Genomic DNA, 26,035 nt, shown 5'->3' with positions numbered 1-26,035 from the left:
CCCCGGAACCGGAACCGGGACGTCCCCGGCCGGTCCCCGAGCCGGGGCCCCAGGGCGTGCCGCCCCAGCGGCGCGACGACGCGCACGCGGGGACGCGCCCGGCGGCGGACGCCCCTTCCCGCGCGCGGGAACGCGCGAGCTCCCACCCGGAGCCGGAGGGCCTCCCGGCCCGGGGCACCCCGGCGGCACCCGGTCCGGCGCCTGCGCCCACGGGGCCCGAGGCCGCACAGCCCAGGGCCACCCGGTCCCCGGCCCCGGCCTCCCCGACCACCGGGTCCCCGGCCGAGGAGCCCCGGGCCGCCGGGTCCCGCTCCACCCGGTCGCGGGCCGACGGGTCCCCCGCCGAGGAATCCCGGGCCGACGGGTCCCGCACCGCGCGATCGCGGCGGGCCGACGGGTCCCGGTCCGCCCGGTCCCAGGCCGGTGGAGTCCCGGCCGCGGGCCCTCGCGGCGGCCGCTCCCGTAGCCGTGCGTCCGGCGCGGCCTCCGCCGCGCTGCCCGCCGCCGCCACGGCCGAGCGTGCTCCCTCCGTGGCCGCTGACAACGATGCCCGGAAGCCCGCCGCAGACGCCCCGCAGCCGGAAGGAACGACCGGGCCCGCGAACGGCGGCGACGGTGCCCCGGCCACCGCACCCGCCGGTCGCCCGGCCGGGCCGGAGGGCTCCGGCGATGCGCAGGCCACCGCGGCAGGCGGCCCGGCCGCCGAGGCCGGCATCCACCCTGCTCCGGCCGGGCCCGGGGTCACCGCGGCCGGCACCACCGGCGGCGAGCGGCTGCGGTTCGTGGGGGCCGCCACGCGACGGATCGCCCGGGGCATCGACCTGGACGAGATCGTGCTCGGCCTGTGCCGGGCCACCGTGCCGACGTTCGCCGACGCCATCCTCGTCTACCTGCGCGACCCGCTGCCGGTCGGCGACGAGCGGCCCGTGGGCCCCGTCGTGCTGCGGCTGCGCCGCACCGACCAGCTGCCCGAGCACGTGCGCGGCATGGGCGAGGGCGACGGCCCGGACTTCGCGGCCGAGCGCCCCGAGCCCGTCCCCGATCTCGCCGGCTGCGCCGCCGAGCGCTGCGAGGTGCGCATAGGGGGGCCGCTCGCGGAGGTGCTGCGGGGTGTCAGACCGGTCTTCGGGGACTCCTCCGCCGCGCGGGCGGCCCTTCCCGAGCTGCTGGGCGACGACCGTCCGGTCCCGGACCGGCACCGGACGATCCTGGCGCCGCTGCGGGGGCGGCGCCGGGTGATCGGCGCCGCGGTGTTCGTCCGCCGCCCGGACCGGGCCGCGTTCGAGAACGACGACCTGCTCGTGGCCGCGCAGCTGGCGACGCACACCGCCCTGGGCGTGGACAAGGCCGTGCTCTACGGCCGCGAGGTGTACATCGCGGACGAGCTGCAGCGCACGATGCTGCCCGACTCCCTCCCCCAGCCGACGGGCGTCCGGCTCGCCAGCCGCTACCTGCCGGCCGCCGAGACCGCCCGGGTGGGCGGCGACTGGTACGACGCGATCCCGCTGCCGGGCAACCGGGTGGCCCTGGTCGTCGGCGACGTCATGGGCCACTCCATGACCTCGGCCGCGATCATGGGCCAGCTGCGCACGACCGCGCAGACCCTGGCGGGCCTGGACCTGCCCCCGGCCGAGGTGCTGCACCATCTGGACGAGCAGGCCCAGCGCCTCGGCTCGGACCGCATGGCCACGTGCATGTACGCGGTGTACGACCCGGTCGCGCACCGCATCGTGATCGCCAACGCGGGCCATCCGCCGCCGATACTGCTGCACCGCGGCGGCCGCGCGGAGGTCCTGCGCGTCCCGCCGGGCGCGCCGATCGGCGTGGGCGGGGTCGACTTCGAGGCGGTGGAGCTGGACGCGCCCGCCGGGGCGACGCTGCTGCTGTACACCGACGGCCTGGTGGAGTCGCGGATCAGGGACGTCTGGACGGGCATAGAACAGCTGCGCGAGCGGCTGATCGAGACCGCCCGGCTGACCGGCCCGAACCCGCCGCCGCTGGAGCCCCTGTGCGACGAGGTGCTCGGCATGCTCGGCCCGGGCGACCGGGACGACGACATCGCCCTGCTCGCCGCCCGCTTCGAGGGCATCGCGCCCAGCGACGTGGCCTACTGGTTCCTCGACCCGCGCCCGCAGACGGCCCGTCAGGCGCGCCGGCTGGCCCGCCGCGCCCTGACCCGCTGGGGCCTGGAGGAGCTCACGGACTCCGTGGAGCTGCTGGTCAGCGAGGTGATCACCAATGCCGTGCGGTACGCGGAGCGGCCGATCACGCTGCGCCTGCTGCGCACGGACGTGCTGCGCTGCGAGGTGGGCGACGACGTTCCCCAGCTGCCGCGGCTGCGCCAGGCCCGGCCCTCGGACGAGGGCGGCCGCGGGCTGTACCTGGTCAACCGGCTGGCCAGGCGGTGGGGTGCGACCCGGCTGAGCACGGGGAAGGTGGTGTGGTTCGAGCTGGCGCTGCCGCCCCGCGCCCGGTGAGCCGCGCCGGGCGGCGCCCTCCCGTACCCGCTCCGGCCGGGCTCGAACACGAGGACGCCCGTACGCGGTGAAATTCTGGACAGTGTCCAGACACCGGTTGCCGACACGTCGTCGGCGGAGTTCACTGGCGAGTTGGAGGGCGGGCACTGCCGCGCGCCCTCACCATCCCCGTACCGGGAGGCGTCCCATGACCGACTCGGCGCAGCAGACCCCGTACACCACCAACAACGCCGGCATCCCCATCGAGAGCGACGAACACTCGCTCACCATCGGCGACTCCGGACCCATCCTTCTCCAGGACCACTATCTGATCGAGAAGATGGCCCAGTTCAACCGGGAGCGGGTCCCCGAGCGGGTGGTCCACGCCAAGGGCGGTGGCGCGTACGGCACCTTCCGCGTGACCAACGACGTCAGCCAGTTCACCAAGGCGGATCTCTTCCAGCCCGGTCGCAGCACGGAGATGCTGGCCCGCTTCTCCACGGTGGCGGGCGAGCAGGGCAGCCCCGACACCTGGCGCGACCCGCGCGGCTTCGCCCTGAAGTTCTACACGGACCACGGCAACTACGACCTCGTCGGCAACAACACCCCGGTCTTCTTCGTCCGCGACCCGATCAAGTTCCAGGACTTCATCCGCTCCCAGAAGCGCCGCACCGACAACGGCCTGCGCGACAACGACATGCAGTGGGACTTCTGGACCCTGTCGCCCGAGTCCGCCCACATGGTCACGTGGCTGATGGGCGACCGCGGCGTCCCGCGCACCTGGCGCCACATGAACGGCTACGGCTCGCACACCTACATGTGGGTCAACCGGGGCGGCGAGAAGTTCTGGATCAAGTACCACATCAAGACCGACCAGGGCATCGAGTGGTTCACCCAGGCGGAAGCCGACCGGATGGCGAGCGAGGACACCGACTTCCACCGGCGCGACCTCTTCGACGCCGTCAAGGGCGGCGACGCCCCGTCCTGGACGATGTACGTGCAGGTCATGCCGTTCGACGACGCCCCGGACTACCGCTTCAACCCCTTCGACCTCACCAAGGTGTGGCCCCACGGCGACCACCCGCTGATCGAGGTCGGCCGGATGACGCTCGACCGCAACCCCGACGACTTCTTCGTCCACATCGAGCAGGCCGCCTTCGAGCCGTCGAACCTGGTGCCCGGCATCGGCCCGTCGCCCGACAAGATGCTGCTGGGCCGGCTCTTCTCCTACCCGGACACCCACCGCTACCGCATCGGCCCCAACTACGCCCAGCTGCCGCCCAACCACCCCCGCGCGGACGTCCGCTCCTACGCCAAGGACGGCCCCATGCGCTACGAGCCCAGCCGCGTGGCCCGCCCCTACGCACCCAACTCCTACGGCGGCCCGGCCGCCGACACCGGGCGCTTCGGGGACGTCGCCGGCTGGCGGGCGGCGGGCGAGATGGTCCGCGAGGCGTACAAGCTGCACCGCGAGGACGACGACTGGGGCCAGGCGGGCACGATGGTCCGCCAGGTCCTCGACGAAGCCGCCCGCGACCGCCTCGTCTCCAACGTCGCCGGTCACGTGGGCAACGGCGTGAGCAAGGCGGTCCGGGAGCGGGCCCTGCAGTACTGGCGCAACATCGACAAGGAGGTCGGCGACCGCATCGCCACCAAGGTCAACGGCGGCTGAGCGGGATCCCCTACGGGGCGTAGCCGGAGAGGACGGTGCCGTCGCGGTAGGCGAGGAAGACGACCTGCCCGGCGGCCAGGGCGTGCGGCGGGATGCTCGCACCGCTGGAGGACCACGGGTGCCCGCTGTAGGACTTGCCGTCGCCCTGCTGTCCCCCTCGGTCCAGTCCGTAGGCGTAGACCCTGTCGACCGTGACGATCAGCGCGCGGTCTCCGGTGAGCAGCGGCCGGCCGTCCTGGACGGGATCGGCCCACAGCTGCTCGCCGGAACCGGCGTCGTAACCGGCGAGCTCGCGCTCGCCCTGGACGACCAGGACGTTCCGGTCCCCGACCACGGGGGCGGCGGCCACCGTGGTGCCCGGGGCGATGACCTTGCGCTGCTCCAGCGTGCGCGCGTCCAGGACCGTCACCCCTTGGTGCAGGGCCAGGGCGCAGAACAGCGCGTCCTTGTGGGCGAGGAGGAACCCGCACATGAGGCCGGGGCGGCGTGCGGCCTCCTTGCCGCTGCGGATGTCGAAGGCGTGGACGGTGGACGCGGACGACAGGTACAGCCTTCCGTCGTGCACGAGCGGGTGGCCGTTCACGTCCCCGGCCGTGGTCTGCCACAGCCGCTCGTGGCCGGTGTCCGCGCGGTGGGCCGCGATGCGGGCCCCGCTCTCGTCCTCCGCCGCGAACCACACCACGTAGAGGATGCCGCCGGACACCTCCATGCCGTTGAGGAACGTGCCGGAGGGAGCCTTCAGCACCCACTGTTCCTTGCCGGTCGCGAGGTCGACGGCGGTGACGCCGCCGCTGCCGGGTACGTAGACGGTGCCGCCGGCGACTGCGGGCGTGTCCACCCGGGCGCCCGGCACCTTCCCCAGGGCGGGCACCGACCACAGCGTCCTGCCCGTCGCCGCCCGCAGGGCCGTCGCGCCGCCCTGCGGGCCGCCGCACACCAGCGTCTCCCCGGCGAGCACGCACACACCCGCTCCCCCGGGCAGCTTGGCGTTCCACGGCGACCAGCCGGCCGGCCGGGTGGACCGCTCCCGGGCGGCCCGGCCGAACTCGCCGTTGTGCGCGCCGTTGCCGTAGGGCGGGACCACGCGGGCGGGCGCGGCGCCCGGAGAGGCGGCGGAGACGGCCTCCGCCCCGGAGTCCTTGCCGTCCGTCCCCTTGGTGAACTGCGGGAGGGCCACGGCCACGCCGATCGCCGCGGCGGCCAGGAAGGCCACTGCGCCCGCGAGCACGGCCTTACGGCGCGAGCGGCGCGGGGCGGGCGGCGCGGGCTGCACGGGCTGCATGGGCACGCCGGATGCGTTGCCCAGCTGCGTGGGGGCGTGCGGGACGAGCGGCGGGCGCACGGGCCGCTGCGGTGCGGCGGGTACGGCCGCCTCCGCGGCCGCCTCGCACCGGCGGGCGGCCTCCTCGTGCTCGGCGAGCAGCGCCCGCACCCCGTCCGGCCAGACGCAGGGCGGACCGGCCAGCCGCGCGACCAGGTCCTGCGGAGCGGGGCGGTCGGCCGGGTCCAGGGCGAGGCAGGCGGTGACGGTCTCGCGCAGGCCGCCGGGCAGGGCCGCGAGCGTGGCCGGGTCGGCGTCGGCGCGCGAGATGCGGTAGACGACGGCGGCGAGCTCCTGGTCGTCGAACGGGCCGCGGCCCGTCGCGGCGAAGCACAGCACGGCGCCGAGACAGAAGACGTCGGTCGCGGCGACCACCGCGCGGCTGCCCTCCAGGTGCTCGGGCGCCATGAAGCCCGGCGTGCCGACGACGAGACCGGCCGTCGTCAGGGCGGTGGCGTCGAAGGCCTGGGCGATGCCGAAGTCGATGAGCCGGGGCCCGTCCGCCGCGAGCAGCACGTTGCCCGGCTTGAGGTCGCGGTGCAGGACGCGGGCGGCGTGCACGTCGGCCAGGGCCCGCGCGAGGGCGGCGCCCAGCGCGCGCACGGCCTCGGCGGGCAGCGGGCCCGTACGGGCCACCGCCTCAGCCAGCGAGGGGCCCGCCACGTACTCGGTCGCGAGCCATGGCAGGGCGGCCTCGGCGTCGCCGTCCACGAGAGCGGCCGCGTACGGGCTGCGGACGGCCCGCGCGGAGTCGATCTCCCGGCGGAAGCGGGTCCGGAACTCGGGCGTCAGGTCGAGGTCCTGACGGACCGTCTTGACCGCGACGAGCCCGGCGGCCGCCGCGCCCGTGCGGCGCGCGAGGTACACCTCGCCCATGCCGCCCGAGCCGAGCGCGCCCAGCAGACGGTACGGGCCGGCGGTGCGCGGCGGCCCGGCGAGTGGTTCCGGCACGTGTTCCCCTAGTGCGGCAGCTCGACCGAGCGGACGACGCCCTGGTCGTAGACGATGTGGACGACGCCGCCGGCGGGAAGGGCGACGGGCGGCCGCACGGACTTGGTGAGGTCGACGCCGTTCTTCTTGTCGTAGTCGGGCTCCGGGCGGTCACCGGGGGCGCCCTCGACGGGCGTCGTCCGGCCCTGCCCTGCGTCCAGCGGTGCCCGGACGAGGGCGGTGTTGGTCGCGAACAGCAGCCGGTCACCGACGATCAGCGGCGCGGACGCCAGGGTCCGGGGGAACGGGGCGTCGGACTTCGGGACCGTACGGACCAGCTCGGGCGTGCGGCCGGTACGGTCGACGACGACCACGCGCGAGGCTCTGTGGTCCACCCCCACGACCACCTTGTCGTCGGCGGACGTGATCCGCAGGTCGCGCCGGGCGGTGGCGTCCGCCAACGGTACGTCCTCGCCCGCGGCGAGGCTCCACGCGTCGAACCGGTGCAGCGTCAGGCGACCGCCGTCGCGGTCACTCGTGTGCTCGCCGCACAGCACCGAGCCGCCCTGGACGAGGATCTCCTCGCAGCCGCGCCCGACGGGCTCGGTCTCGCCGCGCTCGGCACCGGTGGCGGCGTCGTAGGCGCTCACGTCCCGCTCGGAACGCGCGTACACGACGCCGTCCTTCGCGGCCACCGGCGAGAAGTCCTGCTGGAAGGCGCGGGCGAGCCGGGCGCTGGCGAGGCGCTTGCGCCACAGTTCACGGCCGTCGGAAAGGTCATAGGCGAGGAGGTCGTAGCCCTGGCCGGTGGTGGAGACGCCCACGAAGGCGCGGCCGCCCACGACGAGGGGCTTGCCCTTGAAGCTCATGGTGCCGGGCTCGGCGTCGAATCGTTTCTCCCAGTGCACCTTGCCGCTCGCCGCGTCGCGGGCCTGGATCCGGCCCCCGGCCGCGACGACGGCCGTCCCGGCCCGCACGGCGGGCGGCAGGCCGCCGCCCGGGACGATGACCAGGCCGGTCGGGCTGATCGAGGCGGAGGTCCCGGCCTCGGGGCCCTCCACGGGGTCGTACCGCCACAACTGCTTGCCGTCCTTGGCGCCGACGGCCTCGTAGGAGCCGTCCAGGAGCTGACAGACGAGGGCGATGCCGTCGGCGGCGCAGCCGAGCGGGCCCTTGGACAACCGGCCGGACCACGCGTGCCAGCCCGCGGGGCGGGCGGTGGCCCGCCCGGGAAGGCTGCCCGCGCCGTCGGGCCCGCCCGCCTCGTCGACCCCGTCGGGGCCGCCGCCCTGCGCAGGCTTGTCCTTCGCGGCGGCGGCATCCGCGGGGCGGTCGTCCCCGCCGGGCCGGGTGAGTTGGTGGACTCCGAAGACGCCCGCGGCCCCCACGACGAGGGCCGCGAACGCGGCGAGCCCGAGCGTGAGGGGCGAACGGCCCCGGCTCGGGGCGGGCGACGAGGCGGGCTGAGGTGCGCCCATCGTCGGCAGCTCATGCACGTACGCAGACACGCCCGGAACCGGTCCCCCGGGCCCCGCCACTCCAAGTCCGCCGCCATGGCGCTCAGCCCCCACGACGGCGACCGGCGGTGCCGAACCACCCTCAGGCAGGCCCGGCACCGCCGAAAAGGCCGTAGCAAGCTGATCACCGTCGCGGCGGAGGAAAGCCGCCGCCGACGCCCCGGGCACGGCAGAACCAGCAGCGCCATCGGCCCCCGACCCGGCAGGGCCAGGCCCCGCCACTCCGAGTCCGCCGCCACGGCGCTCAGCCCCCACGACGCCACCCGGCGGTGCCGAACCGTCCCCGGCCGGCTGCCCGTCATCGCAGCGGAAGGTAGTCACCGGCGAGCCCTGCGCCGCAGAGTCCGCTTCCGAGCGGCCCCGGGCGATGCGTTCCCGTACCGGGGCCGGCCAGCCGAAGGCGCCCGTGTGCGGGGCGCCGAAGCGTTCCATCAGGGTCTCGGTGCCCGGGCGGGCCGCCGGGTCCACGTGGAGGCAGTCCGCGAGGACGTCCCGCAGGGGGGCGGGGACGGCCGACAGGTCGGTCTTCGCCTGGGAGACGCGGTGGAGGACCGCGGCGAGCGGCCCGTCGCCGAAGGGGTCCTCGCCGGTCGCGGCGTAGCAGAGCACGGAGGCGAGGCAGAAGACGTCGGAGGCGGCGACGACGTGCCGGCCGCCCGCCAGGTGCTCGGGGGACATGAAGCCGGGCGTGCCGACCATCAGCCCGGTGCCGGTCAGGGTGGTGGCGTCGGGCGCGCGGGCGACGCCGAAGTCGATGAGCCGGGGCCCGTCGGCGCCGAGCAGGACGTTGCCGGGCTTGAGGTCGCGGTGGAGGGCGGGCGCGGCGTGGACGGCGTGGAGCGCCCGGACGAGGTGGGCGCCCAGGGCCCGTACGGTCGCGGGCGGGAGGGGCCCGGCGAGCCGGACGGCCTCGGCGAGCGTGGGCCCGGGCACGTACTCGGTGGCGAGCCACGGCGGGTCGGCGTCGGCGTCGCCGCCGGTCAGCCGGGCGACGTAGGGGCTGTCGACGGACCGCGCGACGGCGATCTCGCGCCGGAAGCGGGCCCGGAAGCCGGGTTCGCCGGCGAGCGCGGCGCGGACGGTCTTGAGCGCGACGGTGCCTTCGGGGCCGCGCGCGAGGTGGACCTCGCCCATGCCGCCGGAGCCGAGCCGGGCGAGGAGGTCGTAGGGACCGATCCGCCGTGGCGTCGTCTCCCGCAGCGGTTGCAGCACGGCCACGCCGATGTCCCCCCGAACGATCCCGATGAAGCCGGGACAGCGAAAACCCCGGCCGCTCACCCTACACAGAGGGTGACGACGGCCGGGGCGGGGATCTGACCGGGGGTCAGTCGCGGATCGGTTCGCGGCTTCCGTTGGGCTGGAGCCCGCCGGTGCCGCTGCTGGGCGGCGCGCTCGACGGCTTGCCGCTGGGCGAGACCGGCGGGACCGGCGGCCGCGAGGACGGCGGCGGCGAGGACGTGCCGTGGGACGGGGTCCGCGAGGACGAGGCCGACGGCGACTGCGAGGGCCGCGAGGGCGACGGCGACGGGCTGTGCGACGCGGGCGCGGAGGGGCTGGACGAGGCGGGCGGGCCGGGGATGACCGGGACCGTCGTGCTCATGTTCGTCTCAAGGTCGAACTCCTCGGCGTCCGAGCCCTGCAGCGCGTTGGCGGTGTAGGCGGCCCAGATGCGGGCCGGGTACGTACCACCGTTGACGCGGCCGTTGCCGCCGGTGCCCTTGAGGGTGACCTGCTTGCCGCCCTCGCCCTCGCCGAACAGGCCGACGGCGGTGACCAGGTCGGGGGTGTAGCCGGTGAACCAGGCGGACTTGTTGTCGTCGGAGGTGCCGGTCTTGCCCGCGACCTGGCGGCCGACGCTCTGCACGACGGAGGCCGTACCGTCGTCGACCACGCCCTTGAGGACGGTGGTGACGCCGTCGGCGGTGTTCCGCGAGATGGCGTCGCCGCCGATCGGGTTGTCGAGCGACAGCTCCTTGCCGTTCTGGGAGGCCGACTTGATGATCGAGGGCGTGACCTTCTTGCCGTGGTGGGCGAGGGTCGCGTAGACGCCGGCCATGTGCAGCGGGCTGTTGCCCATGGAGCCCAGCGACATGGCGGGCTTCTCCACGAAGTCGCGGACCTTGCCGTTCATGCCCATCTCGACGGCGGTCTTCTTGACCTCGGGCAGGCCGACGTCGATGGCCATCTGCGCGAAGACGGAGTTGACCGAGTCGTTCATGGCCTTCTGCACGGGGATCATGCCGTGCGAGTAGCCGTCCTCGTTCTCCGGGGCGAAGTGCTCGGTCGTGCCGGTGACCGGGCGCTCGGTGGTGGAGTCGTAGAGGGTGCCGGCGTTGATGCGCACCTTGTCCTGGGTGGTGGACTTGTTCTCCAGCGCCGAGGCGAAGATCATCGGCTTGAAGGTCGAGGCGACCTGGTAGTCCTCGCGGGTGGCGTTGTTCGTCCAGTGCTGGAGGGCGTCGGTGCCGCCGTAGAGGGCGACGACCTTGCCGGTCTTCGGGTCGACGGAGGCGGCGCCGACCTGGACGTTCTTGTCGACCGCGCGGGCCTTGGGGTCGAGGTCGTCGAGGAGCTTGTCCTTGACGGCCTTCTCCAGGGCCTTCTGCTTCTTGTTGTCGACGCTGAGGGTGATCGTCCAGCCGCCGGCGTCGAGGTCGCTCTCGGGGCGGCCGTCCTTGGCCAGCTTCTTGCGCATCTCGGCCTTGGCGGCCTCGATCAGGTAGCCGTTCTGGCCGGTGAGGCCCTTGGCGGCCGGGGGCTTGCCGGGCTCCTTGAACTGCATGGTGGCGCGCTTGTCCTTGTCGAGCCACTTCTGCTCGACCATCTTGTCCAGGACGTAGTTCCAGCGGGCCTTGGCGTTCTCCTTGCCCGCGGGGGTGGCCACCGTCCAGTCGTACTGGCTGGGGGCCTGGAGCAGCGCGGCGAGGTAGGCGCCTTCCTCCAGGCTGAGCTTGTCGACGTCCTTGTTGTAGTACGCGCGGGAGGCGGCCTGGATGCCGTAGGCGCCGCGGCCGTAGAAGCTGGTGTTCAGGTAGCCCTCAAGGATCTCGTCCTTGGACTTCTCCTTCTGCACCTTGAGGGAGATGACCAGTTCCTTCACCTTGCGGGTGACGGTCTGGCGCTGGTCCAGGTAGTAGTTCTTGACGTACTGCTGGGTGATGGTGGAGCCGCCCTGCTTGCCGCGGCCCATCACGGTGTTGAGGATGCCGCGCGCGGTGCCCTTGATGTCGACGCCGGGGTCCGTGTAGAAGTTCTTGTTCTCGGCGGCGACGACGGCACGCCGGACATCGACCGGAATCTTGTCGATGGACACTTCCTGGCGGTTGACGTCACCGCTACGCGCGATGATCTTGCCGTCGGCGTCCTTGAAGACGTTGCTCTGCAGCTTGGCCTGACTGTTGCCCTTGGGGACGTCCACATACATGTAGAGCGCCACGCAGGCACCCGCCCCGAGAGCGACCAGCACCACGAAATAAGCGAGCAGCTTCTTCCAGGTGAAGAAGCGGCGTATACCGGTTTTCCCGGCCTTCTTGGGCTTCTTGCCCTTTGCTGTGCGGGTGCTCTTCTGCGCCCGTCGCGCTTCCGCTCGGCCCATCTCTCCCGTAGCTCCAGTCTTTCCGCCCCCAACCCAGCTCATGAAGCTAACACCGCAACTGTCACCAAACGCCCATTGATCAAGGCTTTGGACCACGTGACATACAGCACCCCGGCTGGCGGGAACCGGGCGCGGCGCAGTGCGGGAAACCGTACAGGGCTCCGATTCCGGATCCGATCCGGCAGCCCGAACAGCGGGCGTACGAGGGGCCGTCGGGATGGGAAGGCAATAACTGCAGGGACCATTCACCGGCCAGTCGTAGGCGATTTTCAGCCACCTATACGCCATGTGTATACACACGATGTACAGTCCGGAGCATGTCAATCGGACACACCCTGCTCGCGCTCCTGGAGTCCGGCCCGCGCCACGGCTACGACCTCAAGCGCGCCTTCGACGCCCGCTTCGGCCACGACCGCCCGCTCCACTACGGCCAGGTCTACGCGACCATGTCGCGGCTGCTGAAGAACGGCCTGGTGGAGGTCGACGGGGTCGAGCAAGGCGACGGCCCCGAGCGCAAGCGCTACGCGATCACCGACGCCGGCGTCACGGACGTGGCGCACTGGCTCGCCCGGCCCGAGAAGCCCGAGCCCTACCTCCAGTCCGTCCTCTACACCAAGGTCGTCGTGGCCCTGCTGACCGGACGGGACGCCGCCGACCTGCTGGACGCCCAGCGCGCCGAGCACCTGCGGCTGATGCGCGAGCTCACCCGGCGCAAGACCGGCGGCGACCTCGCCGACCAGCTGATCTGCGACCACGCCCTCTTCCATCTGGAAGCCGACCTGCGCTGGCTGGAAATGACCGCTGCCCGGCTCGACCAGCTCGCCGGGGTGGTGCGCTCATGACGCCGTCGGGCTCCCTGCTCGCCGCGACCGGACTGCGCAAGGCGTACGGGCCCACGACCGCACTGGACGGCGCGGACTTCTCCGTCCACCCGGGCGAGATCGTCGCCGTCATGGGCCCCTCGGGCTCCGGAAAGTCGACTCTGCTGCACTGCCTGGCCGGAATCATTCGCCCGGACGCGGGCACCGTCCGCTACGGCGCGCGCAAGCTCTCGGAGCTCTCCGACGCCGAGCGCAGCACCCTGCGGCGCGGCGAGTTCGGCTTCGTCTTCCAATTCGGCCAGCTGGTGCCGGAGCTGACGTGCGTGGAGAACGTGGCGCTGCCGCTGCGGCTGGGCGGCATCCGGCGCAAGGAGGCCGAGCAGCAGGCCATGCGGTGGATGGAACGGCTGGAGGTCGCCGACGTGCGCGGCAAGCGGCCCGGCGAGGTCTCCGGCGGCCAGGGCCAGCGCGTCGCCGTCGCCCGGGCGCTGGTCACGACCCCGCGCGTGATCTTCGCGGACGAGCCGACCGGCGCCCTGGACTCCCTCAACGGAGAGCGTGTGATGGAACTGCTGACCGAGGCCGCCCGGGACACCCGGGCCGCCGTCGTCCTGGTCACCCACGAGGCGCGCGTCGCCGCGTACTCCGACCGCGAGGTCGTCGTGCGCGACGGACGGGCGCGTGACATGGCGGGGGCGAGGCTGTCATGACCGCACGCGACGACGAGAGCGGGCCCGGGGGCCGGGCCCCGCGCCCCGGCCACGGCCCCGCGGACCACCCCGCCGGGCCGTCCGGCCCCGCCGCCTGGCTCCGCGACCTGCTCATGGGCGCGCGCTTCACCGTCACCGGCGGCCGCGAGGGCCTGCTGCGCGCCGCCCTCACCGCACTGGCCGTCGGCCTCGGCGTGGCCGTCCTGGCGATCGCCGCGTCCGTGCCGCAGCTGCTGGACGAGCGCGACCAGCGCACCACGGCCCGCAGCATCTTCCCGGCGGGGGCGGACATCCCGCCGGACGACCAGCCGGGCAAGGGCACGGGAACGCTCCTCTACCAGCGGGCGTCCACGGACTTCCGCGACCGGCTCGTCGACGGCGCGATCCTGCGCCCCGAGGGCCCCGGGGCCCCGGTGCCGCCCGGCGTCACCGCGCTCCCCGGCCCCGGCGAGATGGTCGTCTCCCCCGCCCTCGGCCGGCTCCTCGCCTCCGACGAGGGGAAGCTGCTGGGCGAGCGGTTCCGCCACCGGACCGTGGGCACCATCGGCGACGCGGGGCTCATAGGCCCCGACGAGCTCTTCTACTACCTGGGCAGCGACCGGATCGCGCAGGGCGGCGGCGTCGTCCACATCGACTCCTTCGGCAGCAGCCAGGACGCCCCCGTGGACCCGCGCATCGTCGTCCTGGCGGCCATGGTGTGCGTCGTGCTGCTGCTCCCGGTCGCGGTCCTCATCGGCACGGCCGTCCGCTTCGGCGGCGAGGGGCGCGAGCGGCGGCTGGCGGCGCTGCGGCTCGTCGGCGCCGGCATCGGGTCCACCCGGCGGATCGCGGCCGGCGAGGCGTTGTGCGGCGCCCTGCTCGGCCTGCTGGCAGGGGCGGGGATCTTCCTCTTCGTGCGCGGCTTCGCCCCGCACGTCGTGATCCGCGAGGTCGGCGTCTTCCCCGCGGACGTCACCCCCGCCCCGGTCCTGGCCGCGCTGATCGCCGTCGCCGTGCCCGCCCTGGCCGTCGCCGTGACGCTGTTCGCGCTGCGCGGCGTCGCGGCCGAACCGCTGGGGGTCGTCCGCGACGCCCCGGTCCGGCGCCGCCGGCTGTGGTGGCGGCTGCTGATCCCGGCCGCGGGTCTGGCCCTGCTGGCGCCCGGCGTGCTGGGGACGCGCGGCGACCTGGTCCTCGGCTCCGGGCAGCCGGTCCTGGCGTCCGCCGGTGCCGCGCTGCTGCTCACCGGGGTCGCCGTGATCCTGCCGTGGCTGGTCGAGGTGTGCGTGGCCCGGCTGCGAGGCGGTCCTCCGGCCTGGCAGCTGGCCACGCGGCGGCTGCAGGCGGACAGCGGTCCGGCCGCGCGGGCGGTCGCGGGCATCACCGTGGCGGTGGCCGGGGCCGTCGCCGTCCAGATGATGGTCTCCGGCATGCGGGGCGACTACGAGGGCCCCCCGGGGACGGTCGCGAGCCACTCCCAGGTGCAGGCCGCCTACCGCCCGGGCACGCCGGACGAACTCCGCGCGTACACCGAGGCGTTCCGGGCCACGCCGGGCGTCCGCGACACCGTCGCCTTCGTGGAGCAGTACGCCTCCAGCGGCTCGGGCCCGGAGCGCAACGTCACCACGGTGCACGTGGCCGACTGCGCCACCTTGAGCCGCATGGCGAAGCTGGACTCCTGCCGCGACGGCGACGTGTTCGTGGCGCAGGAGAAGGACGGCGACGTCAACACGGCCGGGCGGTTCCCTCCCGGCACCGTGCTGGACATGGACGGTTTCGAGGAGGCGAGGGCCAAGGGCACGCCCGCCTACCGGTGGACGGTGCCACGGACCGCGCGCGTCGTGGAGACCCGGACCGCCCCCGCCGGATCGGACACCTTCGGCATCCTGGCCACGCCGTCGGCCATCGACGCCCGGGCGATCCCGGACGCCCGCACCACCGTGCTGGCACGGGTCGACCCCGGCGACCGCGACGACGCCATCGAGCGGTTCCGCAACACCGCCGCCGCCATCGACCCCGGCATGCGGGTGTGGCGCATGGGCGGCGTCGTGAAGGAGGACCACTTCGCGGCCGTCGAGGCGGGACTGACGACCGGTGGGGTCGGCGTCCTCGTCCTCGTCGGGCTGAGCCTCCTCGTCGCCACGGTGGAACAGCTGCGCGAGCGGAGGCGGGCGCTGTCCGTGCTGGTCGCCTGCGGGACGGACCGGTCGACGCTCGCCTGGTCGGTGCTGTGGCAGACGGCGATCCCCGTCGCCGTGGGCCTCGTGCTGGCGACGGCGGGCGGCCTGGGACTGGGCCGGCTGATGCTGGCGCTGGTCCACGAGCGGGTACGGGACTGGTTCGCGTTCGTCCCGCTGGCCGGCGCCGGCGCAGCCGTGATCGTCGCGGTGACGCTGCTGGCACTGCCCACCCTGTGGCGCCTGACACGGCCGGAGAGCATACGGACGGAGTGACGGGCGCGGGTGATCAGCGGTGACCGGGGGCGGGTGACCGGGACGTACGGACTGTGGCGGTCGGTCAGGGGCGTACGGGGCCGGCCCGCACCCGGTCCGGCCCGCACCCGGTCACCCGTTGACGATCCGTACGGGCAGCTTCCGCATCGCGGTCCGCAGGGCCGCCGCGAACTGCTCGAACTCCCCCTGCCGCGCCGCCCCGGTGCGCATCGCCAGGGCGATCCTGCGCGAGGGCACCGGGTCGGCGAAGTGCCCGGTGGAGAGCTGTTCGTTGCGCTCGGTCTCGACGCGCAGGGCCGTGCGCGGCAGCAGGGTGACGCCCATGCCGCCGCCCACCAGCTGGACGAGCGTGGACAGGCCGGCCGCGCTGGTGGTCACCGCCGCGCCGGTCGTCCGGCCGGCCTCCCGGCAGATGTCCAGCGCCTGGTCGCGCAGGCAGTGGCCCTCGTCCAGGAGGAGCAGCTCCAGCTCGCGCAGGGCCTCCCGCGGGATGTCGCCGCGCCCGGACAGCCAGTGGTCGCGCGGGGTGACCAGGACGAAGTCCTCGTCGAAGAGGGGGATTTCGCTGACGCCGGGCGCGCCGAGCGGCACGGCGAGCAGCAGCAGGTCCAGCCGTCCCTGGGTGAGCCCGTCGAGCAGCGAGGACGTCTGCTCCTCGTGGACCTGCAGGTCCAGGTCGGGGTAGGAGTCGTGGACCAGGCGCAGGACCGTGGGCAGGAGGTAGGGCGCGACGGTCGGGATCACCCCGAGGCGCAGGACGCCGGTGAAGGGCGCGCGGGCCGCGTCGGCCTCCTCCATCAGGGCGGCGACGGCGTCGAGGACCGTGCGGGCCCGGGCGGCGAGCCGCTCCCCCGCGGGACTGAGCAGCACCTTTCTCGTCGTACGCTCGAGGAGCTGGACGTCGAGGATGTCCTCCAGCGCGGAGACGGCGCCCGAGAGCGCGGGCTGGCTCATCCCGAGCGCGGTGGCGGCATCACGGAAGTGCAGGTGCTCCGCGACGGCGACGAAGGCCCGCAGCTGGGCGAGGCTGGGCTGGCGGGGGCGCGACCCCGGGGCTATGGACGACACGGCCGGCACGGCCGGCGCCTGTGGTGCGTGCGGTGCAGACGACATGACTGATAAGTACCTCCGATCAACATCTCCCAGTCTAGCTATTTCCGTTATCAATGGCTCCTGTGGCAGGGTTGCTCATGTCCAACCCCGAGGGAAACTCCTGTCACGGGAGCTTCCCGCTCGCTGCAAGGAGAGCGCGTGCTCACTGTCGGTGACAAGTTCCCCGAGTTCGACCTGACCGCTTGTGTGGACCTCGACGCGGACAAGGCTTTCGCGCAGATCGACAACAAGACCCACGAGGGCAAGTGGAAGGTCGTCTTCTTCTGGCCCAAGGACTTCACCTTCGTCTGCCCGACCGAGATCGCCGCGTTCGGCCAGCTGAACGACGAGTTCGCCGACCGTGACGCCCAGATCCTCGGCGTCTCCGGCGACTCCGAGTTCGTCCACCACGCCTGGCGCAAGGACCACAAGGACCTCCGCGACCTGCCCTTCCCGATGCTGGCCGACGCCAAGCACGAGCTGATGCAGGCCTGCGGCGTCGAGGGCGAGGACGGCTACGCCCAGCGCGCCGTCTTCATCGTGGACCCGAACAACGAGATCCAGTTCGTCATGGTGACCGCCGGCTCCGTCGGCCGTAACCCCAAGGAGGTCCTGCGGGTCCTCGACGCCCTGCAGACGGACGAGCTGTGCCCCTGCAACTGGTCCAAGGGCGAGGAGACCCTCGACGCGGTCAAGCTCCTCGCGGGCGAGTGAGCTGATCTCCCATGGCGCTCGATGAGCTGAAGTCCGCCATACCGGACTACGCCAAGGACCTGAAGCTGAACCTCGGCTCGGTCATCGGCAACTCCGACCTGCCGCAGCAGCAGCTGTGGGGCACCGTCCTCTCCTGCGCGATCGCGACCCGCTCGCCGATCGTGCTGCGCGAGCTGGAGCCGGTCGCCAAGGCCAACCTGTCGCCCGAGGCGTACACGGCCGCCAAGTCGGCCGCCGCCATCATGGCGATGAACAACGTCTACTACCGCACCCGGCACCTGCTGTCGGACCCGGAGTACGGCAACCTGCGTGCGGGCCTGCGGATGAACGTCATCGGCAACCCGGGCGTGGAGAAGGTCGACTTCGAGCTGTGGTCGCTGGCCGTCTCGGCCATCAACGGCTGCGGCCTGTGCCTCGACTCGCACGAGCAGGTCCTCCGCAAGGCGGGCGTCTCGCGCGAGACGATCCAGGAAGCGTTCAAGATCGCCGCGGTCCTCCAGGCCGTCGGCGCCACCCTGGACGCCGAGAAGGTCCTGGCGGACAACGCCTGATCTGCTCTCCTCCTCAGATGCGTGTGGGCCCCGGCCGTTACGGCCGGGGCCCACACGTATGTGTTCAGCTGGACGGTCCCGATGGGGCCCCGTCCGGGCGGGGGCCGTCCGGAACGGGTCCGCCGGGGACGGGTTCGTCCGGTGGCGCCGTGGCCAGGGCCTTGTCCTTGGCGTAGGCCCGCAGATAGCCGACGACCGTATTGGTCACCGCGGCCAGCGGAACCGCGACCACCGCGCCGCCGATGCCGGCGACCAGGGAGCCCGCGGCCACCGAGAGCACGACCGCGAGCGGGTGGACGCGCACGGCGCGGCCGAGGATGAACGGCTGCAGCACATGGCCCTCGATCTGCTGCACCGCGAGCACCACGGTCAGCACCATCAGGGCCGTGAAGACGTCCTTCGTCACCAGCGCCACGACCACCGCGAGCGCGCCGGAGACCACGGCACCGACCAGCGGGATGAAGGCGAACAGGAAGATGAAGACGGCCAGCGGCACCGCGAGCGGCACCTTGAGGAAGAACAGCCCTATGCCGATGAAGATCGCATCGATCAGGGCCACTATCACCGTGCCCCGCACATAGGCGGTCAGCGTCGCCCACGCGCGCGGGCCCGCGCCCGCCACGCCCTCGCGCGCCGCCGCCGGGAACAGCTTCAGCAGCCACTCCCAGATCCGCGGCCCGTCGTAGAGCAGGAAGAGCGTGCTGAACATCGCCAGCAGGATGCCGGTCAGCACCTCCAGGATCACCTGGACGCCCTCGATGCCGGCGGTGGTGATGTCCTTGGTGTTGGCGCCGATGGCCGTGCTGAGGTTGTCGGCGATGTTGTTGATCTGGTTCTCGGTGACGTGGAACGGGCTGGTGAGCAGCCAGTGCTTCAGGTCCTTGATGCCCTGCTGCACCTGTCCCGACAGGTCGTCGAGGTTGTCCGTCACCTGCCACACCACGAACCAGCCGACCAGGCCCATGACGACGAAGCCGGAGATGAAGGTCATGGCCGTGGCGAGCCCTCGCGGCACGCCGCGGCGCTTGAGCCAGGCGACGGTGGGCTGCAGCAGCGCGGTGATCAGCAGGCCGGCGACGAAGGACAGCACCACCAGGCGGACCGAGCTGATCACGCGCATCAGCACCCAGAGGGTGCCCGCCAGGATCAGCAGCCGCCAGGCGACCTCGGCCGCGACCCGCACGCCCCAGGGCACGGCGGCCACGGGGTCGGGGCGCGCCGGGACCGCGGGTGCGTACCCGGGCGGCGGCGGTACGTGCTCGGGTGCGGGGTCGCCTGCGGCGGGCGCGGGTGCGGCTCCGGCTGCGGACCCCGGATGCTCCGGGGCGGAACCGGCGGAACCGGCAGAGGCGCCGGAGCCCGCGGAGTCCGTGGAGCCCGTGGAGTCACCGGCGGAGCCGGAACGTATCGGCAAGGAGGCGCGTGCAGGGTCGGCGGCGCGGCCGGACTCGGGCGCGCCGGCGGCACCGGTGGCGTCGGCGGCCGGTGCCGCGCCCTCCACCTCGGCCGTGCGCTCCTCGAGTCGCCGGGCGAGACGGGTCAGACCCGCTCCCACGCCACCGACCCATCGTGGCAATCTGGACATTTCTCTTCCTCTACCCCCACTCCCCCGTGGCCAGGGTGAACGTTACCCCTGACGGGTGACGCGGGAAGACAGCCAAGCCCCCGGCCTGGTGAGGACCGGGGGCTTGCGAGGGCGGGGAAGTGACCGGCGCTAGGCGCGGCCGGTGCGCCCTAGTACCACTGGTTGGCCTGCCAGAACGACCAGGCGCCGCAGGGGCTGCCGTAGCGCTCGTTCATGTAGCCGAGGCCCCACTTGATCTGGGTGGCGGGGTTGGTCCGCCAGTCGGCGCCGGCGGAGGCCATCTTGGAGCCGGGGAGCGACTGCACCAGGCCGTACGCGCCGGAGGAGGGGTTCTCCGCCGTGTAGTCCCAGGTGCTCTCGTTGTTCACGATGTTGCTGAAGCACTGGAACTGGTCGCCGGGGACCATGGAGCGGGCCATCGCCTTGACCTCGGCGACGGAGTAGGAGCTCTTGGCGGGGAAGGACGAGGCGTCGCGAGTCGCAGAGCGGCTGCTGACCTGCTCCTTCTCCTCCTTCTCGCGCTCCTTGGCCTTCTCCTCGGCCTCCTTCTTCTTGGCGGCCTCGTCCGCGGCTTCCTTCTTCGCGGTGGCGTCCTCGGCGGCCTGCTTGCGCGCGGCCTCCTCGGCGTCCTTCTTGGCCGCGCTCTCGGCCGCCTCGGACTGCGTGTCCGCCTGCTGGGTCAGGGAAGCGGCCTGTGCCCGGACGTTCTGTCCTGCGGGGATGTCCGCGAGGAGCGTCGTGTCCGCTGCGGTCGCCTCGACCCGGTCGTTCGTACCCTGGTCATGGCCTGCAGCGACACCCACGACGGCGCCGACGGTGGTGACCGCGGTGGCGGATGCCACGGCGAATCCCCGGACCGAAATCCGGCTCACACGTTTTCCTTCCAGCAACGCCCGCATGGGTGACCTCGCGAGCGCGATCGTGCCCCTGGCGCTGGCCTCCGTAATCGGTCACAGAAGGCACGGGCCCGTGGGGCCTCCCGCAAGGGAGGTCCGCGTGACGCTCGGGCGGCATACGGCGACGCTGTTCAGTTCTGGATCTGCTCTGCACCGCCCCGAGGAGGGGACGAAGTGCCGTATGCGGGGCCTGACAGGACCCAGACTCTGCCCGACCGGGTTGCCCGGAGGCAATTCCGGGTTACGTGGGAAAGGTCACACCTCGTTTATGCCTGGGCGTTTCCGGAAAGCCCGACGCACAACAGCGGCGCGCGGCTAAGCTCCTTGACTTTGCCGCGCGCCACCGAGCAACGGCCTTCAGGGAAGGCCTTCGGGTAACGCCCTTCGGGGAAGCGCCGGATGGGCCGGACGGGATGGGCCCGCCGTCTCCTCTCCGTAACGGACGAGCCCTATCCGGCGAGCCGCATCAGATCCGGCCTTCCTCCAGCATTTCGGTCACCAGCGCCGCAATCGGCGAACGCTCCGAACGCGTGAGCGTGACGTGCGAGAAGAGCGGATGCCCCTTCAGCTTCTCGACCACGGCGACCACGCCGTCGTACCGCCCCACACGGAGGTTGTCGCGCTGCGCCACGTCGTGCGTGAGCACGACGCGCGAATTGGCGCCGATGCGGGAGAGGACGGTCAGCAGGACGTTCCGCTCGAGCGACTGTGCCTCGTCCACGATCACGAAGGCGTCGTGCAGTGACCGGCCGCGGATGTGGGTGAGCGGCAGCACCTCCAGCATGCCGCGCCCGGTGACCTCCTCGATCACCTCGGAACTCGTCACCGCCGAGAGGGTGTCGAAGACGGCCTGGGCCCAGGGGCTCATCTTCTCCGCCTCGCTGCCCGGCAGATACCCCAACTCCTGCCCGCCGACCGCGTACAGCGGCCGGAAGACCATCACCTTGCGGTGCTGCTGCCGCTCCAGGACGGCCTCCAGCCCCGCGCACAGCGCCAGCGCGGACTTGCCTGTGCCGGCCCGGCCGCCCATCGACACGATCCCGATCTCGGGATCGAGCAGCAGGTCGAGCGCGACGCGCTGCTCGGCGCTGCGGCCGTGGATGCCGAACGCCTCGCGGTCGCCGCGCACCAGCCGCACCGAGCCGTCGGCCGCGACCCGGCCGAGCGCCTTGCCCCGCTCGGACTGCAGCACCAGACCGGTGTGCACGGGCAGTTCCACGGCCTCCGGGATGTGGACGGCCTCGGCGGCGAAGAGCTCGTCCACCTGCTCGGCGGTGACGGTGAGCTCCGCCATCCCGGTCCACCCGGAGTCGGTGATCGCGAGCTCCGCGCGGTACTCCTCGGCCAGCAGGCCGACGGCCGACGCCTTGATCCGCAGCGGCAGGTCCTTGGAGACGACCGTGACGTCGTACCCCTCGGCCTGGAGGTTGCGGGCGACCGCGAGGATGCGCGAGTCGTTGTCACCGAGGCGGAAACCGGCGGGCAGTATGCCCGTATCCGAGTGGTTGAGCTCGACCCTGAGCGTCCCTCCCAGTTCACCGATCGGAATCGGGGAATCCAGTCGGCCGAATTGCACCCGGTACGCGTCCAGCAGACGCAGCGCCTGCCGCGCGAAGTAACCGAGCTCGGGGTGGTGCCTCTTGGCCTCCAACTCCGTGACCACCACCACGGGCAGCACGACCTCGTGCTCCTCGAAGCGGGACATGGCGCCTGGGTCGGCCAGCAGGACGCTGGTGTCGAGGACGTAGGTGCGCCGGTCGTTCTCACGGCGCTTCTTGCTGGTCACCACGGGTGGACGAACCCCCTCGGGGAGGTCGGGGCGCGACGGCGTCGCCGGGGAATGGGCCGGGATCGGAGCCCTTCGAGGGCCCGGCTGCGGCCCTCCGCGGGCGGCCGCGCGGCCTGACAGGGCCGCTCGGTCCGCACGGTCGTCGTCCGTGTGCAAAGGGCCTCCCGGGCGGGCGGCCCCATGCCGCCCGCTGGCAGAGCGACGGTCTTAGGACAGACCGTCGGCCTGCAGGGGATATTCCCGCTGGACCGCTTGACCATGCAACGGCATATGCGGTGGCGTGGTGAGCCACCGGTCCGTCAGGAGCCGTACCGGTGGCAGAGGGAGTTACGGCCGCGGGGCCTCAGGGAACCGTACCGCCGGTGGCGCGCCGCACAGCGCCTTGCGGGGGATAACCCCCGCACCCCCAGCCGGATCCATTCGCAGCGCAAACGCCTCAGGAACCGTACCGCCGGTGACGCGCCGCATAATCCCGCAATGCGCGCAGGAAGTCGACCTTCCGGAAAGCCGGCCAGAAGACTTCGCAGAAGTAATACTCCGAGTGCGCGCTCTGCCAGAGCATGAAGCCGGACAGCCGCTGTTCACCGCTGGTGCGGATGATGAGATCCGGATCGGGCTGGCCGCGCGTGTAGAGGTGCTTGGTGATGTGCTCGACGTCGACCGTCTCGGCCAGTTCCTCGAAGGACGTGCCGTTCTCCGCGGCTTCGAGGACCAGCGAGCGCACCGCGTCCGCGATCTCCTGCCGGCCGCCGTAGCCGACGGCCACGTTGACCAGTATTCCGCTGGTGCCGAGCGTGTCCTGCTCGGCCTCCTTCAGCACCGACTGCGTCCGGGCGGGCAGCAGGTCCATCGTGCCGACGTGGTGCACGCGCCAGCGGCCGTCCGCGGCGAGGCCGCGCACCGTGTTCTCGATGATGCCGAGCAGCGGGTTGAGCTCCACGGCCGGGCGGTCGAGGTTGTCGGTGGAGAGCATCCAGAGGGTGACGACCTCGACGTCCGTCTCGGCGCACCAGCCGAGCAGCTCGGAGATCTTGTCGGCGCCCGCCTGGTGACCCTGCTCGGTCGTGCGGCCGTCGGCCCGCGCCCAGCGGCGGTTGCCGTCGAGGATGACGCCGATGTGCTTGGGCACCTGCGCATGGTCGAGGCGGCCTTCCACCCGGCGTGCGTAGAGCCTGTACACCAGGTCGCGCAACTTCACGTTTCCAGCCCCTCCAAGCCACGGCGGTCGCCCCGAGGGCGCCACATTACTGCCCGCGTGTCACGGGAACCCAACTCGGTCTGTCACAAGACCGTGATAGTCAGATGCACATGACCGATTCCACACATTCCGCTCACTATCGTGCGGCCGATTCCCGCTACGACGCCATGGAGTACCGGCGAACGGGCCGCAGCGGGCTGAAGCTGCCCGCCATCTCCCTCGGACTGTGGCACAACTTCGGTGACGACCGCAGCCTGGAGTCGCAGCGCGCCATTCTGCGCCGTGCCTTCGACCTCGGTGTCACGCACTTCGACCTGGCCAACAACTACGGCCCGCCGCCCGGCTCCGCCGAGCTGAACTTCGGCAAGATCTTCGCACAGGACTTCCGGCCGTACCGCGACGAGATCCTGATCTCCACGAAGGCCGGGTATCTCATGCACCCCGGGCCGTACGGCGAGTGGGGCTCGCGGAAATACCTGCTGTCCTCGCTCGACGCGTCGCTGCGCCGGATGGGCGTCGACCATGTCGACATCTTCTATTCGCACCGGTTCGACCCGGAAACCCCGCTGGAGGAGACGATGGGCGCGCTCGCGTCCGCCGTTCAGCAGGGCAAGGCGCTCTACGCGGGCGTGTCCTCGTACAGCGCGGAGCAGACCGCCGAGGCGGCCCGGCTGCTGCGCGCGATGGGCGTGCCGGCGCTGATCCACCAGCCGTCCTACTCGATGATCAACCGGTGGACGGAGGACGACGGCCTGCTCGACACCCTGGAGGCGGAGGGCATGGGCTGCATCGCCTTCGCGCCGCTCGCGCAGGGCCTGCTCACCGACAAGTACCTGCACGGCGTCCCGGAGGGCTCGCGCGCGTCGCAGGGCAAGTCGCTGGACCCGGGGCTGCTGACCGAGGACGTGGTGGGCCGGCTGCGCGGCCTGAACGCGATCGCCGGGCGGCGCGGGCAGACGCTCGCCCAGCTGGCGCTCAGCTGGGTGCTGCGCGATCCGCGGATGACCTCGGCGCTGATCGGCGCGTCGAGCGTCGGCCAGCTGGAGGCCAATGTGGCCGCTCTAGGGTCGCCGAAGCTGACCGATGAGGAACTGGCGGAGATCGATTCCCTCGCGGTAAGCACCGAAGGCGTCAACATCTGGGCCCGGCGCGGCTGACCCCGGGGCGGACCGGCCCGGGACGCACGCATCGTCACCGTGGGTGACAAGAGGGAAAGAAAACGGGCCGGTCCGTGGGGGGGATACGGACCGGCCCGAGGGGGGGTTTCCACCTTAACCGGTCTGAGGCCGTGCTCGTTGCACCGACAGGGGTGACGGCGCGCGGGATGCTGACACTGGGTGACCTTTTTGATCTTGAACAAGTAGTTGGGGCCGGTGCGTTCGGGGGCCCGAGGGGCCTGTCAGCACTGGGCCTACAGCGTAGAACCAGCCATTCGGCGGACAGCTCCGGCCGGCGCTTGGGAACACTTCGATAACGTCCGGAAAAATCACGGCCGCCTTGACGCCGCGACGGGGCCGGGCGCGTCGGCGGTCCGTTCGGCGGCACCTTCCGCCGGACGGGTGAGGCCCCGCCGCGGAAGATCGGGAACGAGGGTGAGGACCCCGACGACGGCCATGGCGGCGCCGAGCCACAGCGGGGAGCGCAGGCCGTAGGCGTCGATGGCCAGCCCGCCGACCGACGAGCCGATGATGATCCCGAGGGTGATGAACGAGGAGTGGATGGAGTTGACCAGCGGGCCGGCGTTGCCGGCGCGCTGGACGCGGGTGACCATCGCCGGGTTCATGGTGACGCCGACGAGGCCGACGCCCAGCAGGAAGGCCACCGTGGGGACGGGCAGGTGCGCGGTCAGGGCGAAGCCGGCGAGGAAGACCGCGTTGAGGACGAGGCCGCAGAGCAGGACGCGGACGGGGTACCGGTCCGCGAGGCGCCCGACGACCCAGTTGCCGACGACGGTGGCGGCGCCGTAGGCGATGAGCAGCAGGGGGACGGAGCCGGCGGAGAAGCCGGTGACCTCGGTGAGGACGGGGTTGAAGTAGCTGAAGGCCGAGAACGTCGCCCCGATGACGAAGGTGCTGGTCAGCAGCGCGAGCCAGAGCTTGCGGCGCTTGAAGACGGCCAGCTCCCGGCGGAGGTCGCCGCCCTCGGCGGGGCGGTCCAGGTCGGGGATGCCGAGGGCGGTGCAGAGCGCGGCGAACAGGGCGAGGGCGGAGATGGCCCAGAAGGCGGCGCGCCACCCGAAGTGCTCGCCGACGAGGGTGGACAGCGGCAGGCCCAGCAGGGTGCCGAGCATCAGGCCGTTCATGGCGACGGCGATGGCGCGGCCGCGTACCTCCGGACGGGTGAGCCGGGCGCACAGGGACAGCGAGACGCCGAAGAAGGCCTGCGCGGCGACGCCCGTGACGATCCGCGCGGCCAGCATCGCGCCGTACGTGGTGGCGGTGGCGGCCAGGACGTTGCCGGCGAGGAAGACGGCGAACAGCGTCAGCAGGGCGGCCCTGGGCCGCAGCCGCATCACGGCGACGGTCAGGAACGGCCCGCCGGCGGCCATGGCGACCGCGAAGGCGGTGATGAGGTAGCCGATCTCCGGAACGGTGACTCCCAGCCCGTCGGCCATCTGCGGCATCAGTCCGGCGACGACGAATTCGCTGGTCACCATCGCGAAGATGCCCAGGGCTAGCAGGTAGACGGCGCGGGGCATGGTGGGGTGCTCCTTGGTTCTTGGTGGGGCGAAGGTTTTGGATTGATCAGTACAAAAT

Annotated in this window: 17 protein-coding genes; 8 read left to right on the top strand and 9 right to left on the bottom strand. The window is 72.6% G+C overall.

Features of this window, described 5'->3' with window-relative positions:
- Positions 1-530 precede the first annotated feature (530 nt).
- Together AS857_RS28390 and AS857_RS28385 are read left to right on the top strand one after the other, a co-directional pair.
- The gene (locus AS857_RS28390; protein WP_245700563.1) at positions 531-2,477 is read left to right on the top strand and encodes an ATP-binding SpoIIE family protein phosphatase; all 1,947 of its coding nucleotides are present in this window, start codon (positions 531-533) and stop codon (positions 2,475-2,477) included.
- Positions 2,478-2,664: 187 nt separating this feature from the next.
- A complete protein-coding gene (locus AS857_RS28385; protein WP_058046034.1) occupies positions 2,665-4,128 on the top strand; it encodes a catalase in 1,464 nt (487 codons plus the stop codon).
- 10 nt (positions 4,129-4,138) lie between these two features.
- On the opposite strand, the gene AS857_RS42135 is transcribed toward AS857_RS28385, so the two are convergent.
- The 3 genes from AS857_RS42135 to AS857_RS28370 form a co-directional block, all read right to left on the bottom strand.
- The gene (locus tag AS857_RS42135) at positions 4,139-6,400 is read right to left on the bottom strand and encodes a protein kinase domain-containing protein (protein ID WP_058046033.1); all 2,262 of its coding nucleotides are present in this window, start codon (positions 6,398-6,400) and stop codon (positions 4,139-4,141) included.
- 8 nt (positions 6,401-6,408) lie between these two features.
- A complete protein-coding gene (locus AS857_RS40130) occupies positions 6,409-9,114 on the bottom strand; it encodes a protein kinase domain-containing protein (RefSeq protein WP_058046032.1) in 2,706 nt (901 codons plus the stop codon).
- A 106-nt stretch (positions 9,115-9,220) separates the two neighbouring features.
- Positions 9,221-11,491: a transglycosylase domain-containing protein gene (locus AS857_RS28370; protein ID WP_058046031.1), complete on the bottom strand. Its 2,271-nt coding sequence runs from the start codon at positions 11,489-11,491 to the stop codon at positions 9,221-9,223.
- 317 nt (positions 11,492-11,808) lie between these two features.
- On the opposite strand from AS857_RS28370, the gene AS857_RS28365 reads away from it, so the two are divergent.
- The 3 genes from AS857_RS28365 to AS857_RS28355 are packed head-to-tail and all read left to right on the top strand — an operon-like array spanning position 11,809 to position 15,454.
- Positions 11,809-12,333: a PadR family transcriptional regulator gene (locus AS857_RS28365; RefSeq protein WP_058046030.1), complete on the top strand. Its 525-nt coding sequence runs from the start codon at positions 11,809-11,811 to the stop codon at positions 12,331-12,333.
- Complete coding sequence (locus AS857_RS28360) at positions 12,330-13,022, top strand: ABC transporter ATP-binding protein (protein ID WP_058046029.1); 693 nt, start codon at positions 12,330-12,332, stop codon at positions 13,020-13,022. The genes AS857_RS28365 and AS857_RS28360 overlap by 4 nt, the downstream gene beginning before the upstream one ends.
- Positions 13,019-15,454 carry an FtsX-like permease family protein gene (locus AS857_RS28355; protein ID WP_058046028.1) on the top strand — a complete coding sequence of 812 codons (2,436 nt, stop codon included), beginning with the start codon at positions 13,019-13,021 and terminating at the stop codon, positions 15,452-15,454. Before AS857_RS28360 ends, AS857_RS28355 begins: the two co-directional genes overlap by 4 nt.
- 111 nt (positions 15,455-15,565) lie before the next feature.
- Here AS857_RS28355 and AS857_RS28350 read toward each other — a convergent pair whose 3' ends face one another.
- The gene (locus tag AS857_RS28350; RefSeq protein ID WP_079110690.1) at positions 15,566-16,567 is read right to left on the bottom strand and encodes a LysR substrate-binding domain-containing protein; all 1,002 of its coding nucleotides are present in this window, start codon (positions 16,565-16,567) and stop codon (positions 15,566-15,568) included.
- A gap of 138 nt (positions 16,568-16,705) precedes the next feature.
- On the opposite strand from AS857_RS28350, the gene AS857_RS28345 reads away from it, so the two are divergent.
- Entirely contained in the window at positions 16,706-17,260 is a 555-nt protein-coding gene (locus tag AS857_RS28345; RefSeq protein ID WP_030367520.1) for a peroxiredoxin, read from the top strand.
- 11 nt (positions 17,261-17,271) lie between these two features.
- Positions 17,272-17,811 (top strand): alkyl hydroperoxide reductase, encoded by a 540-nt coding sequence (locus tag AS857_RS28340; protein WP_058046027.1) that lies wholly within the window; start codon positions 17,272-17,274, stop codon positions 17,809-17,811.
- A 64-nt stretch (positions 17,812-17,875) separates the two neighbouring features.
- Here the strand turns inward: AS857_RS28340 and AS857_RS28335 are convergent, their stop codons facing one another.
- From AS857_RS28335 to AS857_RS28320, 4 genes are all read right to left on the bottom strand, one after another.
- Positions 17,876-19,396 (bottom strand): AI-2E family transporter, encoded by a 1,521-nt coding sequence (locus tag AS857_RS28335; RefSeq protein ID WP_058046026.1) that lies wholly within the window; start codon positions 19,394-19,396, stop codon positions 17,876-17,878.
- 149 nt (positions 19,397-19,545) lie between these two features.
- Positions 19,546-20,268 (bottom strand): aggregation-promoting factor C-terminal-like domain-containing protein, encoded by a 723-nt coding sequence (locus tag AS857_RS28330; protein ID WP_058046025.1) that lies wholly within the window; start codon positions 20,266-20,268, stop codon positions 19,546-19,548.
- A gap of 490 nt (positions 20,269-20,758) precedes the next feature.
- Positions 20,759-22,081, bottom strand: coding sequence for a PhoH family protein (locus AS857_RS28325; protein ID WP_058046024.1), 1,323 nt, complete (start codon positions 22,079-22,081; stop codon positions 20,759-20,761).
- A 436-nt stretch (positions 22,082-22,517) separates the two neighbouring features.
- A complete protein-coding gene (locus AS857_RS28320; protein ID WP_058046023.1) occupies positions 22,518-23,279 on the bottom strand; it encodes an isoprenyl transferase in 762 nt (253 codons plus the stop codon).
- Positions 23,280-23,389: 110 nt separating this feature from the next.
- Here AS857_RS28320 and mgrA point away from each other — a divergent pair, with 110 nt between their 5' ends.
- On the top strand, positions 23,390-24,436 hold the full coding sequence (mgrA, locus tag AS857_RS28315) for an L-glyceraldehyde 3-phosphate reductase (RefSeq protein WP_058047125.1): 1,047 nt from the start codon (positions 23,390-23,392) through the stop codon (positions 24,434-24,436).
- Positions 24,437-24,765: 329 nt separating this feature from the next.
- Here mgrA and AS857_RS28310 read toward each other — a convergent pair whose 3' ends face one another.
- Positions 24,766-25,977: an MFS transporter gene (locus tag AS857_RS28310; protein WP_058046022.1), complete on the bottom strand. Its 1,212-nt coding sequence runs from the start codon at positions 25,975-25,977 to the stop codon at positions 24,766-24,768.
- Positions 25,978-26,035: the final 58 nt, after the last annotated feature.

Source organism: Streptomyces roseifaciens (genome assembly GCF_001445655.1).
GTDB lineage: Bacteria > Actinomycetota > Actinomycetes > Streptomycetales > Streptomycetaceae > Streptomyces > Streptomyces aureoversilis.
Note: the sequence above shows the minus strand (reverse complement) of the source record. Positions and strands in the feature narration are given on the sequence as shown.